The sequence below is a fragment of the Phaeobacter italicus genome, from assembly GCF_019801785.1.
Lineage (GTDB): Bacteria > Pseudomonadota > Alphaproteobacteria > Rhodobacterales > Rhodobacteraceae > Phaeobacter > Phaeobacter italicus.
Map to the genome: position 1 here is coordinate 505833 of NZ_JAHVIJ010000001.1, position 13721 is coordinate 519553.

Below are 13721 nucleotides of genomic sequence, written 5' to 3' on the forward strand. Positions count from 1 at the left end.
GTTCTTTGCAGGAAAGTGAATTTTTTGCTGTTTTCGCTCTTGCAATCCCCCCCGTGATCCGTCAAAAGTCCGCCCAACGGAGAGGTGGCCGAGTGGTCGAAGGCGCACGCCTGGAAAGTGTGTAGGCGGGAAACCGTCTCCAGGGTTCGAATCCCTGTCTCTCCGCCATAACCCCCAAATGGCATCATGTTTCGCGACAACGGCAGCGCCGTATCGCTTGAAGATCTTCGCGTAAGTGTTTGATTTCAAACATGATGTCGGGGTTTGGCGTTTTCCAACCCATGATATCCATCCTATGCCCGCAGGCCGCTTCAGGCGCGGGCCACAGGGCTGTTTTGCCGCTTGTTGATGGTGTGTGGCGCAGTTGGTTTTCGCCCCTCACAGGGGCTCTCTGCGCGCCATTTGACGTTGGCGCTGTTACCGCCTCAATTGTCCGATTTCAGCATGTGGTGTGGTGTCTGTGTCGGGGGCAACCAGACCCGCGCCATGCCTTCCTTCACGCGACAGGGAATCGCGAGGCGGCTCGCCCGCAGAATCACCCGGTATCATCTGGTTAGCCCCCTGATTCCGCCCATCGCAGCCTCAGCGCAAAAAAATTCCAAGAATCAGAGGGTGCAGAATCAAAGCAGAATCAAAAAGGGCGCCGACAGATGTCGACGCCCTGATTTTTTGTCCGCTCCCCGCAGGCGGGGAGGGCGCAGCTTAGAAGTGGACCGAACGGCTACCCGCAGGTTTTTCGACCGGCGGTGCAAATTTGGTCAGGTCGATGCCTTCAACGGCGGTCTTGTATTCTTCCAGCGTGGGCGTGCGGCCCAGGATCGCGGAGAGGACAACAACCGGGGTCGAACCCAGCAGCGACTCGCCCTTCTTCTCGGGCAGGTCCGCCACAACGCGGCCTTGGAACAGGCGGGTCGAGGTTGCCAGAACGGTGTCGCCCTTAGCGGCCTTTTCCTGGTTGCCCATGCAAAGGTTACAGCCCGGACGCTCCAGATAGAGGATGTTGTCATACTCTGTCCGTGCGCTGGTCTTTGGCGCTGCATCGTCGAACTCAAAGCCCGAGTATTTCTGCAGGATCGCCCAGTCGCCTTCTTCCTTCAGCTCATCAATGATGTTGTAGGTCGGCGCGGTCACAACCAGCGGTGCCTTGAACTCGACAGAGCCATTGGCCGCTTCCAGGTTGCGCAGCATCTGAGCCACGATCTTGATGTCGCCCTTGTGCACCATGCAGGAGCCAACAAAGCCCAGATCCACCTTCTTTTCTGCCTTGTAGTAGGAAATCGGGCGGATTGTATCGTGGGTGTAGCGCTTGGAGACGTCCGGGTTGTGAACGTCGGGGTCCGCAATCATCGGCTCGTTGATGGCATCCAGATCAACCACGACTTCGGCGAAATACTTGGCGTTGTGATCCGGGGTCAGGGCTGGAACGTCACCAGACTTGATCTCTGCAATACGCTTGTCTGCGATCTCCAGAAGACGGCCAAGGGTGCCGTTTTCATGGTCCATGCCCTTGTCGATCATGATCTGGATGCGCGATTTCGCCAGTTCCAGAGAGCCGATCAGCGTGTCGTCGTTGGAGATACAGACAGAGGCCTTGGCCTTCATTTCCGCGGTCCAGTCGGTGAAGGTGAACGCCTGGTCAGCCAGCAGCGTGCCGATATGCACCTCGATCACGCGGCCCTGGAACACGTTGTCACCGTGCTGTTCCAGCATCTGCGCCTGGGTTGCGTGCACGACATCGCGGAAATCCATGTGATCGGCCATCTGACCTTTGAAGGTCACTTTGACAGATTCAGGGATCGGCATGGAGGCTTCACCGGTTGCCAGCGCCAGCGCCACGGTGCCGGAGTCGGCGCCAAAGGCCACGCCTTTGGACATGCGGGTGTGGCTGTCGCCGCCGATGATGATCGCGCGGTCATCCACTGTCAGGTCGTTCAGAACCTTGTGAATGACGTCAGTCATCGGGTGATAGACACCCTTGGGGTCGCGACCGGTGACCAGGCCAAAGTCGTTCATGAACTTCATCAGGCGCGGCGTGTTGGCCTGCGCTTTCAGATCCCAGACCGATGCAGTGTGACAGCCCGACTGATAGGCACCATCCACGATGGGCGAGACAACGGTTGCCGCCATCGCTTCGAGTTCCTGCATGGTCATCAGGCCGGTGGTGTCTTGCGAGCCGACGATGTTCACTTTGACGCGCACGTCAGAGCCTGCGTGCAGCGGCTTGTCGGATTTCACGCCCACCGCATTGCGGTTGAAGATCTTTTCAACAGCGGTCAGGCCCTGACCGTCGTTGTGGATCTCCTTGGAGGGGGCAAATGCGGATTTCAGCGGCACGCCAAGGGTTTCGCAGGCAAATGTCTGCAGCTTCTTGCCAAAGACGATGGCATAAGAGCCGCCAGCCTTGATGAATTCCAGCTTCTGCGGGGTAAAGGAGCTCTCAAGCCCGACCAGCTCTTCGCCGTCCGCACTGTAGAGTTTCTTTTCCTTGGTGTTGATCTTCAAAACGGTGCCGGTCGCAACAGAATATTTCTGCTCCAGGATCGGGTTGCCGTCGTTGTTGAGGATCGCCTTGCCGTCCGCGTCGACCTTTTTGACCCAGTTTTTCAGGTCGATGCCGATGCCGCCGGTCACGCCCACGGTGGTCAGAAAGATCGGCGAGATGCCGTTGGTGCCTGCCACGATCGGGGCGTAGTTCACAAAGGGAACATAGGGCGATGCCTGTTTGCCGGTCCACAGCGCCACGTTGTTCACGCCCGACATCCGCGACGAGCCAACGCCCATGGTGCCTTTTTCCGCGATCAGCATGACCTGCTTGGTCGGATGCTGCAGCTTCAGCGCGTTGATCTCTTCCTGCGCTTCCGGGGTGATCATGCATTTGCCGTGCAGTTCACGGTCCGCACGAGAGTGCGCCTGGTTGCCCGGAGACAGCAGGTCGGTCGAGATGTCGCCTTCGGCCGCGATATAGGTGACGACTTCGATTTCCTCGTCGATCTCCGGCAGTTTGGTAAAGAACTCGGCGTCGGAATAGCTTTCCAGGATGTCCTTGGCGACAGCATTGCCTCCCTTGAACCCATCCGCCAGACGCTCCAGATCCGCGTCATACAGGAACACCTGCGTTTTCAGCACTTCACCGGCCTGCGCGGCAATTTTCGCGTCTTCACCCAGCGCCAGATCCAAAAGCACCTCAACCGAAGGGCCGCCTTTCATGTGCGACAGCAGCTCAAAGGCAAAATCAGGGGTGATTTCCGCAACCACTGCCTGGCCCAGGATGATCTCCTTGAGAAAGGCCGCCTTGACGCCGGCCGCGCTGGTGGTGCCGGGCAGGGTGTTGTAGATGAAGAACTGAAGGGAGTCTTCGCGGTGCGCATTGTCGCTGTCCTTGATCTGCTCGATCAGTTCGGCAACCAGTGCGCCATCGTCGATGGGCTTGGGGTGCAGATCCTGCTCTTTGCGCGCCTCGATCTCTTTTAGGTAGTCGGTGTACAAGCTCATGACGATCCCTACAATTTGATATGGTTCAGATGAAACGCCGGAGACGAAAGCCCTGAAAATAAGGGCGACACGCGACTCCTTCGCATTTTGTATGCCGCCGTATACCATCCCGAAGCAACATGCAAGTTTCTCCGCTCTCCTCTGCGCAGATCGGGGCGGGCCGATCATGGCAATGGCTGGGCGAAGACTGTGACATGTGATGCGCCATCAGGGTTAAGATCGGGTTCCGACACGCAGGCAGAATTTGCCCGGGATTTCGGAACAGGGGGCGATGAAATGCGACGCTTGCAGGAAATGATGGACGTCTATCATTAAATGATATACGTCTATCATTATCACAACGACGCAACTGCCGGATCCCGCCATGCGCAAACCAACCCTTCACGATGTCGCTGCCGAGGCCGGGGTGAGCTATGCCACAGCTGATCGCGTGCTGAACAAACGCGGTGGGGTCGCCAAGAAATCCCAAACCCGCGTAGAGGCGGCAATCGCCAAGCTGGGCTATCAGCGCGACATAACCGCAGCCAACCTGTCCCGCAGGCGTCTATACCGGTTCCATGTCCTGCTGCCCAATGCGGCGGGGGGCTTTTTTGCCTCGCTGCGCCAGTTGCTGAGCGAACAGGAAGAGGCCCAGCGCAAGGCGCGGCAGGCGATCACGATCACGCCCGTGCCCCCCTTTGACCCCAAAGCGCTCGCGCTGGAAATTGACCGCGCGGTGGGGGCGGGCTGTGACGGGCTTTGCGTGGTGGCTGTGAACCACCCAGAGGTATCCGCCGCCTTGGGCCGGGCGCGGGCGCAGTCGATCCCGGTGGTGACCCTGGTGGCAGACAGCGCAGAGGGCGATCGTGACTGCTATGTGGGGATTGATAACCGCACCGCAGGGCGCACGGCGGCAGATCTCATCCTGCTTTCCCATCGCAGCCACGCCCAGCGCGGCCTCATTCTGCCGGTGATGGGCAGCCTGCAGGCCCGCGACCACGCCGAACGCTACGCGGGCTTCTGCGAGGTGGTTGCGGATCAGATGGATGTTCTGCCACCGCTGGAGACGGGCGATGATCCGACGCGGTTGAACCAGCTTCTGACTGCAGCCCTCGCCGCAGAGCCGGGGATTACCGGACTATACAATCTGGGGGCCGGGGTTCCGGGCCTGATTGCAGCATTGGACCACCAAGGCAACGACAACATCGCCGGCCGCCCCGTGGTGGTGAGCCACGAACTCTGTGATGCGACCCGCAAGGCCGTCGCTGACGGGCTGATTGATGCGGTGATCGATCAGAAACCCGCACAGGAACTGTCACAGGCGCTCGCCGCCTTAACCGCGCTCAGCGACGGGCTGGCGCTGGATCCCACTGCCGGACAGATCACCCCGGCGGTTCATTTCAAACACAACATGCCCCCGCAGCCTGCGGCCGGGCCAAACAAAGGGGCCTGACCATGGCTGGTTACTTCGATCATATCGCGCCGATTTCCTACGATCCCGACAGCGACGGGCTGGCCTATCGCCATTACAACCCCGACGAAATCGTCATGGGCAAGCGGATGGAGGACCACCTGCGCTTTGCCGTGTGCTACTGGCATAATTTCGTGTGGGAAGGGAACGATCCCTTTGGCGGGCAGACGTTTGATCGGCCTTGGTTCCCGGCCGACACGATGGATCTGGCACGCAAAAAGGCAGATGCCGCCTTTGACATGTTCCGCATTCTTGGCGTGCCCTATTACTGTTTCCATGACCACGACATCCGCCCAGAGGGGGACAGCCTGGCAGAAAGCCATGCCCGGCTGAACGCCATGGGCGATGTGCTGGAACAGAAGATGGCCGATGGTGGCCCGAAACTTCTGTGGGGGACCGCAAATATGTTCTCCAACCGCCGCTATATGGCCGGGGCCAGCACCAATCCCGATCCGGACGTCTTTGCCTACTGCGCCTCCACCGTGCGGGCCTGTATGGATCTGACCCACCGTCTGGGGGGCGAGAACTATGTCCTTTGGGGCGGGCGCGAGGGCTATGAAACGCTGCTCAACACCGATCTGTCGCGCGAGCTGGAGCAGATGGGCCGTTTCCTGTCGATGGTGGTCGACTACAAACACAAGATCGGTTTCCAAGGGGCGATCCTGATCGAACCCAAACCGCAGGAGCCGACCAAGCACCAGTATGACTATGACGTCGCAACCGTTTACGGCTTTCTCAAACGCTTTGGTCTTGAGGACGAGGTGAAGGTCAATATCGAACAGGGCCATGCTATCCTTGCCGGTCACAGCTTTGAACATGAAATCGCCATGGCCAATGCGTTGGGGATCTTTGGGTCCATCGACATGAACCGCAACGACTACCAGTCCGGCTGGGACACCGATCAGTTCCCCAACAACGTGCCAGAGGTGGCGCTGGCCTACTACGAAATCCTGCGCGGCGGTGGCTTTGGCAGCGGCGGCACCAATTTCGACGCCAAGCTGCGCCGCCAGTCCCTGGATGCCGAGGATCTGATTGCCGCCCATGTGGGGGCAATGGATGTCTGCGCCCGCGGCCTGCGCGCCGCCGCCGCCATGCTGGAGAGTGACAGTCTGGAGACGAAGCGCCGCGCGCGCTACGCGGGTTGGGACAGTCCCGAGGCGCAGGGCTATCTGGACAAGGGCGCGACGCTGGACGCCATCGCCGATCAGGCCGAGGCAAAGGCGCTGAACCCGCAGCCGGTGTCGGGCCGTCAGGAACAGCTGGAGGCCCTGGTCAACCGCTTCGTCTGAAGCGACAGACCAGAGCGCCGCAACCGGGAGAGGGGACAGACATGTATCTAGGCATTGATCTTGGCACATCCGGCCTGCGGGCGCTGATGACGGACGCCTCCGGTCAACCCGTTGCCTCAGCCGAGGCGCAGTATTCTGCGCAGCACCCCCATCCCGGTTGGTCAGAGCAGGATCCCGGCAGCTGGATCACCGCGCTGGATCAGGCGATGGCACAGTTGCAGGGCACCCCCGGATACAGCGGCATTCGCGGGATCGCGGTGGCAGGTCACATGCACGGGGCAGTCCTGCTGGATCGCGCCGATCAGGTGCTGCGGCCCTGCATCCTGTGGAACGACACCCGTTCTGCGGCAGAGGCTGCAGAGCTGGACGCGACAGATGAGGTGCGCAGCCTCAGCGGCAATATCGTCTTCCCGGGTTTCACCGCGCCAAAGCTTTTATGGGTACAGCGTCATGAGCCGGAGATTTTTGCGAAAACCGCCAAGGTGCTTTTGCCTGCGGCCTATCTCAATCTGCATCTGACCGGGCGGCATGTGGCGGACATGTCCGACAGTGCGGGCACCTCGTGGCTGGATGTTGGCGCGCGGGACTGGTCGGAACGCCTGCTGAGTGCTGGGCACATGCGGCGCGATCAGATGCCCGATCTGGTCGAGGGCTGCGCGGCGGCGGGCACCCTGCGCGCAGAACTGGCCGCGCACTGGGGGCTTCGCCCTGACGTGGTGGTTTCTGGCGGCGCTGGTGACAATGCCGCTGCGGCCTGTGGCACGGGCGTGATGGCCGAGGGGCAGGGGTTTGTCTCTCTCGGCACCTCAGGCGTGGTGCTGGCCGCCCGTGACGGGTTTCACCCTGATCCGGCAACGGCGGTGCATACCTTCTGCCACGCCATCCCGGATCGCTGGTATCAGATGGGTGTCATGCTGTCGGCCACCGATTGCATGAACTGGCTGGGGCGCATCACCGGGCGCAGCCCTGCAGAGCTGACAGCGCCCATCGGAGACCAGCTTGGCCCACCCGGCACGGCCACCTTCTTTCCCTACCTTTCAGGTGAGCGCACACCACATAACTCTGCCAAGTTGCGTGGTGGCTTTGAGGGACTTGGCGTCCAAACGACCACAGACGATCTCGCGCGGGCGGTGATGGAAGGGGTCAGTTTCGGAATGCGCGATTGTCTTGAGGCGCTGAAGGCCACGGGAGCCGGGCTTGAGCGCTGTCTGGTCATCGGAGGTGGCAGTAAGTCCCTTTACTGGGTGCGTCTGCTGGCAACTGTTTTGAATCTGCCGCTTTGCCTGCCCAAAGATGGCGAATTCGGTGCCGCTTTGGGGGCGGCGCGATTAGCGCGTCTTGCGGTGACGGGCGAGCCCCCCTCGGAGGTCCTGTTGACGCCAGAGATTGCCCAGGTGATCGAGCCCGAGGCCGCACTGCGCGAGCAATATGAGGCCCGCTATCAGCTGTTTCGCAGGCAAACCGCCGCGCGGTTGAAGCCAGTCGCTTGATTTCATTTGATTCGGCGCAATTGCCGCAGCGGATGTGCCGATTGATCGGGGCGAAGGATTCAAGTTGTCTAAAATTGTGTGGATTGTTGCCGGTGGCGCGACAACCCCGTGCGGACCCTTGCCGATGGCGGTGACGGATCACCGGCGCGAGAGGGGCCACCACCCCGACCAATTGTCTGCGCTATGGAAACGGCTGGCCCCGAAATCCGCAGATGCAGGCGCCCGGCTGGGTGCAGGCCGTGGGAAATGGAAACAATAGGTTGGCCTCAGACCTGTTTCCCTGACGGCAGATGGGCTGCTGTGATCCATGATCGTTAAGATTTTGTTCTTTTTTGGACACATCGGCGTGAAGTAACCTGTGTCCAACGCGGCCGGATTTGTCCCGGCGCTCTCTTCATTGCTGCGCAGAGTGTTGCAGCCCAGATCAAACCAGCGAAAGCAGGCCATTGGCCGGTTGCCCCTTGCGCGCAACCGAGGTGGTCGGGCTTTTTAACGGAGACCGTGACGTGCCCTGTTTTACGCCCGGAACACATATTGCGACCCCCTTTGGTGCCTGCGCGGTTGAAGCCCTGAATGTCGGGGACAGGGTCGTGACCCGCGACAACGGCCTGCAAACAATCCGCTGGATCGGTTCGCGTCACCTTGACCATAAAAAGCTGAAGGACGCGGGCGAGTTTCAGCCCGTTCTGATTGCCGAAGGCGCGCTTGGCGATGGGATGCCGGAGCGCGATCTGCTGGTCAGCCCCAATCACCGGGTTCTGATCGCCAATGACAAGACTGCATTCTACTTTGAAAACCGCGAGATCCTGATCGCGGCGAAACATCTGACCGGTCTGAACGGTGTGGATGCGGTGGAAACCAGCAGTATCGAATACATCCATTTCGTCTTTGACCGTCATGAGGTGGTGCTCTCTGATGGGGCCTGGATCGAGAGCTTTCAGCCAGCCGACCAATCCTTGCGAGGGCTGGATCGGGCGCAGCGGCAGGAGGTGCTGGAGCTGTTTCCCGAACTGAAGACGCTGACCCCGAAAACCGCCAGCCCGCAGATTGGTCGGCGCGCCCGCGCAGGCGAGGCGCAGTGGCTGATCCATTGATGTCGCGCTATGGCGCGTCGGTCTGGTTCTGTGCCGCGCGCCAGCTGGCCCAGGCTTCTGGCGTATCCAGATCGGTGAGCGCATGGGAGCCGGGCAGGGGGTGCCGCAGGATCTCTTCGCCGCGCAGAACAGACCGCGCGCCCGCGTCGCCCTGAATGTGCAACAGCGCTTTGAAACAGCGGCTGGGAAAGACAACAGGGTGGCCCATTGTGCCATCTGCACTGGTGGCGCGGTGGATGTGATCTGGGGCCGCGCAGAATGCAGCTGCCATCGTGCTGAGGTCCGCAGTGGTCAGATCCGGCATGTCTGCAGGCACAATCATCACCCCGTCGATGTCTGTCCCAATTTCCCTGATACCCGCGCGGATCGACGCGGCCATGCCCTCTGCTGCGTCGGGCACAGGGATGGGGGTGACAGAGGTATACAGTACAGCTGCGCGGGGATGGTCCGGGGCGGGGAGGGTGACATAGGTCGCAAGCCCGGTGGCCTGCGCCACATCGCAGCGCGCCCGGATCAGGGGGAGCGGGCCGTCTGGGGTGGGCACCATTTCCATCAGCTTGTCGCGCCCCTGCATCCGACGGGAGGCCCCGGCCGCAAGGAGGAGAATGGCGATAGCGGTCATGGTGGTTGTCTCTCCGGTGTCTGGACCGGCGGTTGGGGCCTCCGGTCGGGATATTTTGGGCAAGAAGAAGAAACAGGTCCAGCAAAAGGCGGTGAAAGGTCAGTCTAGCTGACGGAATGTTTCGCGTGCGAAACATTGGGACCGACCTGGGACCCAAGTGTTGCGCATGTGACGTGGGGGAAGCGGTCGCAGCCTGTGCAACAGGGGGCGCAGAAGGTCAGCGTGGCTGACCCTCTGGCGGGGGTTAGCCGCGCATCCGGGCCCCGTCTGCGTCAAAGAGTGGCGATGTGATCAACCGGGCCCGGCGGCGACTGCCGAGGATTTCGATCTCCACCTTCAGCCCCTCTTGTGCGCGCTCTACCGGGACAAACCCCAGTGCGACGGATTTTTGCGCGTGATGCGAATAGCCGCCGGAGGTGCAAAAGCCCACCACCGCGCCATCCAGCCAGATCGGTTCATAGGCGACCACATCGGCGTCGTCTGCGTCGACTTCAAAGGCGCAGAGCTCGCGTGAGGGGCCAGCGTCGCGTTCGGCCTCTGCTGCGGCACGGCCAATGAAATCAACGGGTTTCCTGAAGGAGATAAAGCGATCCAGCCCGGTTTCCGCCGCGGTGTAGTCGGGCGAGAATTCACTCAGCCAAGAGCCGAAGAATTTGTCCAACCGCAGCGACATCATCGCGCGCATGCCAAAGGGTTTCATGCCCAGCGGCTGACCAGCACTCCAGAGCGCATCCCACAGGGCGCGCTGGCTGGGCAGGTCGCAGTAGATCTCATATCCTAGATCACCGGTGTAGCTGACGCGCTGCACGATGCAGTCGGCCATGCCCACGGTCAGGCGGCGCACATCCATGAAGAGCATGTCCGAGACATCGGACCGGGTGCAGGCCTGCAGCACCTCGCGTGCCTTGGGGCCTGCGATCTGAAAACCAGTGCGGGTGTCGGAGATGTTATCAAGGTGAACGCCCGCGTCCATGTTCTGCAGGAACCAGCGCATGTGGTAGGCCTGTGAGCCATAGGAGGCGGTGAGCTGGAACTCTTCCTCACTGAGGCAGGAGATGGTGAAGTCACCGATCAGCCGGCCCTTGGGCGACAGCATCGGGGTCAGCGACAGGCGGCCCACCTGTGGCACCCGGCCGGCCATGATGCGGTCGAGCCAGGCACGGGCGCCGGCGCCCTTGACCAGGTATTTGCCGAAGTTGTGGACCTCGTTGATGCCGACGTTTTCGCGCACGGCCTTCACCTCGCGTGCAGTGGCGTCAAAGGCGTTGGAGCGGCGGAAGGAGGGGGTCTCATACCGCGGCTCGTCTCCTGCCGCGAAATAGTTCGGCACCTCTAGCCCGTATTGCGCGCCCCAGACCGCGCCCATGCCATCAAAGATATCGTACATCGGCGTGGTGCGGAACGGGCGGGCGGCGGGCAGCTCTTCGTTCGGGTAGGCGATGGAGAAGCGTTTTTGATAGTTTTCAATGACTTTGGGCCGGGTGTAGCCCGGGGTGATCCAGTTGCCAAAGCGGGCGCAGTCCATCGCGAATGTGTCACGCTCGCATTCGCCTTCGACCATCCACTGGGCCAGCATCAGGCCAACGCCGCCGCCTTGGGAAAATCCTGCCATGACGGCACAGGCGGACCAGTAGTTGCGCATGCCGGGCACCGGGCCGACCAGCGGGTTGCCGTCGGGGGCAAAGGTGAAGGGCCCGTGGATCACCGATTTGACGCCTGCGCGTTCCAGCGCGGGAAAGCGGTTGTAGGCAAAGGCAATGCTGTCCTCGATCTTGTCGAAGTCATCGGGCAGCAGTTCATGGCCAAAGTCCCACGGGGTGCCATCGACCGCCCAGGGTTTGCAGGGCTGTTCGTAAAACCCGATGCAGAGGCCGCGGCCCTCTTGCCTGAGGTAGCTTTCGCCAGCCGGGTCCATCACATGCGGATGTTCGCCGCCTGCGTCGATGATCGCGGCGATTTCCGGCACCTCATCGGTGACGATATATTGGTGCTCCATCGGGTGCAGCGGGAAGTAGACGCCGGCCATTGCACCGACCTCGCGCGCCCAAAGACCGCCTGCGTTGACGATATGTTCGGCGTGCACGGTGCCCTTGTTCGTGACCACATCCCAGCTGCCGTCGGGGCGCTGGTTGGTCTCTACCACCTTGCAGTGGGTTTCGATCGTGGCGCCGCCCATGCGCGCGGCCTTGGCGTAGGCGTGGGTGGTGCCGGAGGGGTCAAGGTGGCCGTCGAGCGGATCATAAAGCCCGCCAACAATGCCGTCGATATTGGTCACTGGCGCGATCTTGGCGATTTCTTCGGGAGAGACGATCTCTGTCTCCAGCCCCATGAAACGGTGCTTGGCGCGTTCTGCCTTCAGCATGTCGAACCGTTCCTGATCTTCGGCCAGGGTGACGCCGCCCACGTGGTGGAGACCGCAGGACATGCCGGTGATTTCTTCGAGTTCGCGATAGAGCTTGATGGTATAGCCCTGCAGCGCGGCCATGTTGGTGTCGCCATTGAGCGTATGAAAGCCGCCGGCGGCGTGCCAGGTGGAGCCAGACGTCAGCTCGGAACGTTCGATCAGCATGACATCGGACCAGCCGAGTTTGGTCAGATGGTAGAGAACCGAACACCCGACGACACCGCCGCCGATCACTGCTACCCGTGTGGTTGTTTTCATCGCCGTCCCCGTTGTGTCGTGTTTGCACTCGTTGAATATATTCTGGACACATGTGAACAGTAGTCCAGTGGAAAAACGACACTCCCCGTCGGGAACCGGGTATTTGCGGCGGGTTTTGCGTGGCTTTTCGCAAAAAGCGCATGAAAAAGGCCGCTGCCCGGTTGGAGCAGCGGCCATTCAGATCGCAGGCGACAGCTGGTTTTGGGATCAGCGCAGGGGGCGGATCTTCAGCTCTGTCACGCGGTTGCCCTCGCGGGCGGTGACCTCGAAGCGGAAGTTGTGGAAGGAAAACACCTGTCCCACCACCGGAATGGTTTGCGCCTCGTGGATGACGAGGCCTGCGATGGTGTTGGCCTCTTCGTCGGGGAGGTTCCAGTCGGTCGCGCGATTGAGGTCGCGAATGGTGGTCGCCCCATCAACCAGGTAATGGCCATCGGGTGCTTTTTTGACGACGGTTTCTTCATCCGGGTCGAATTCATCGGTGATCTCGCCGACGATTTCTTCGAGGATGTCTTCCAGAGTGATGAGCCCCTGAAGGGTGCCGTATTCATCCACGACCAGCGCAAAATGGGTACGCGCGCGCAGGAACTGGCGCATCTGATCATCAAGCGTTGTGGTTTCCGGGACGAAATAGGGCGGTTTGGTCACGCTGGTGATCTTGAAGTTGCGCAAGGAGGCAGCATCGCCATCCGGGCCACCGATCTGGGCATACATCTCGCGCAAGAGATCCTTGGCGTGGACCACGCCGATGATGTTCTCTGGCTCGTCCTTGAACACCGGCAGGCGGGTGTGGGGCGAGGTGAGGCATTGTTCCAGGATCTTCTGCGGGTCGAGATTGGCATCTATCATCTCGATGTTGGAGCGATGCAGCATGATTTCTTCGACAAAACGGTCGGAGAGATCGAGCGCGCCGAGGATACGGTCGCGGTCTTCCTTTTCCACCACACCTTCGGAGTGACCAAGGTGCAGCGCGCCTGCGATCTCTTCGCGCACCGCCATGATGTGGCTGTCGGGATCAATCCGCACCCCAAACAGGCGCAGCACGCCGCGGACAAGCAGGCGGACCGCCCCCACCACAGGCGCCAGCACCGTGACCAGAACCCCGATCGGAGGCGCCACGGCAGAAGCCGCCTTTTCGGCGTTGGAGATGGCGTAGGTCTTGGGCAGAACCTCGGCAAAGATCAGAACCAGCAGGGTCATCACCAACGTCGCAAGAGCCACGCCGCTTTCGCCAAGGGCGCGGGTGAACAGCGCAGTGGCGAGGGAGGTGGCAAGGATATTGACCAGGTTGTTGCCCAGCAGGATGGAGCCGATCAGGCGTTCGCTGTCTTCGGTGATGGCAAGGGCGCGTTTCGCCCCCTTGGAGCCCTTGTCGGCCTGGCTGCGCAATTTGCCACGCGAGGAGGCCGTCAGCGCGGTTTCAGAGCCGGAAAAGAAGCCGGAAAGAACCAAAAGAAAGACAATTGCGCCTGCTGTGGTCCAGAAAGCGGAATCGGCAAAGGTGGATGTGCTGTCCATCATGTTCCCGAAAGTGTGTTGAGATCCCCATGGTTATGGGGTGCGTAGGGCCATGTCGCAAGGGGCAGCTGCGCCTGTGTCGCAGGTGAAGGGCAAATATTCGG

8 protein-coding genes and 1 tRNA gene are annotated in these 13721 nt (G+C 61.0%); 5 read left to right on the top strand and 4 right to left on the bottom strand.

Annotation, left to right across the window (positions count from 1 at the left end; genetic code table 11):
- Positions 1–78 precede the first annotated feature (78 nt).
- Positions 79–168, top strand: a tRNA-Ser gene (locus tag KUV39_RS02400).
- Between the two features lie 534 nt (positions 169–702).
- Here KUV39_RS02400 and KUV39_RS02405 read toward each other — a convergent pair.
- A complete protein-coding gene (locus KUV39_RS02405) occupies positions 703–3492 on the bottom strand; it encodes a bifunctional aconitate hydratase 2/2-methylisocitrate dehydratase (RefSeq protein ID WP_222458826.1) in 2790 nt (929 codons plus the stop codon).
- A gap of 364 nt (positions 3493–3856) precedes the next feature.
- On the opposite strand from KUV39_RS02405, the gene KUV39_RS02410 reads away from it, so the two are divergent.
- From KUV39_RS02410 to KUV39_RS02425, 4 genes are all read left to right on the top strand, one after another.
- Positions 3857–4924: a LacI family DNA-binding transcriptional regulator gene (locus KUV39_RS02410; RefSeq protein ID WP_222458827.1), complete on the top strand. Its 1068-nt coding sequence runs from the start codon at positions 3857–3859 to the stop codon at positions 4922–4924.
- 2 nt (positions 4925–4926) lie between these two features.
- A complete protein-coding gene (gene xylA / locus KUV39_RS02415; protein WP_222458828.1) occupies positions 4927–6231 on the top strand; it encodes a xylose isomerase in 1305 nt (434 codons plus the stop codon).
- 41 nt (positions 6232–6272) lie between these two features.
- The gene (gene xylB, locus KUV39_RS02420; RefSeq protein ID WP_222458829.1) at positions 6273–7721 is read left to right on the top strand and encodes a xylulokinase; all 1449 of its coding nucleotides are present in this window, start codon (positions 6273–6275) and stop codon (positions 7719–7721) included.
- 506 nt (positions 7722–8227) lie between these two features.
- On the top strand, positions 8228–8815 hold the full coding sequence (locus tag KUV39_RS02425; protein WP_224833306.1) for a Hint domain-containing protein: 588 nt from the start codon (positions 8228–8230) through the stop codon (positions 8813–8815).
- Positions 8816–8822: 7 nt separating this feature from the next.
- Here the strand turns inward: KUV39_RS02425 and KUV39_RS02430 are convergent, their stop codons facing one another.
- The 3 genes from KUV39_RS02430 to KUV39_RS02440 form a co-directional block, all read right to left on the bottom strand.
- Positions 8823–9437 carry a nucleotidyltransferase family protein gene (locus KUV39_RS02430; RefSeq protein ID WP_222458830.1) on the bottom strand — a complete coding sequence of 205 codons (615 nt, stop codon included), beginning with the start codon at positions 9435–9437 and terminating at the stop codon, positions 8823–8825.
- Positions 9438–9681: 244 nt separating this feature from the next.
- Positions 9682–12099 carry a GcvT family protein gene (locus tag KUV39_RS02435; protein ID WP_222458831.1) on the bottom strand — a complete coding sequence of 806 codons (2418 nt, stop codon included), beginning with the start codon at positions 12097–12099 and terminating at the stop codon, positions 9682–9684.
- 207 nt (positions 12100–12306) lie between these two features.
- A complete protein-coding gene (locus KUV39_RS02440; RefSeq protein ID WP_037302840.1) occupies positions 12307–13617 on the bottom strand; it encodes an HlyC/CorC family transporter in 1311 nt (436 codons plus the stop codon).
- Between the last annotated feature and the right edge of the window lie 104 nt (positions 13618–13721).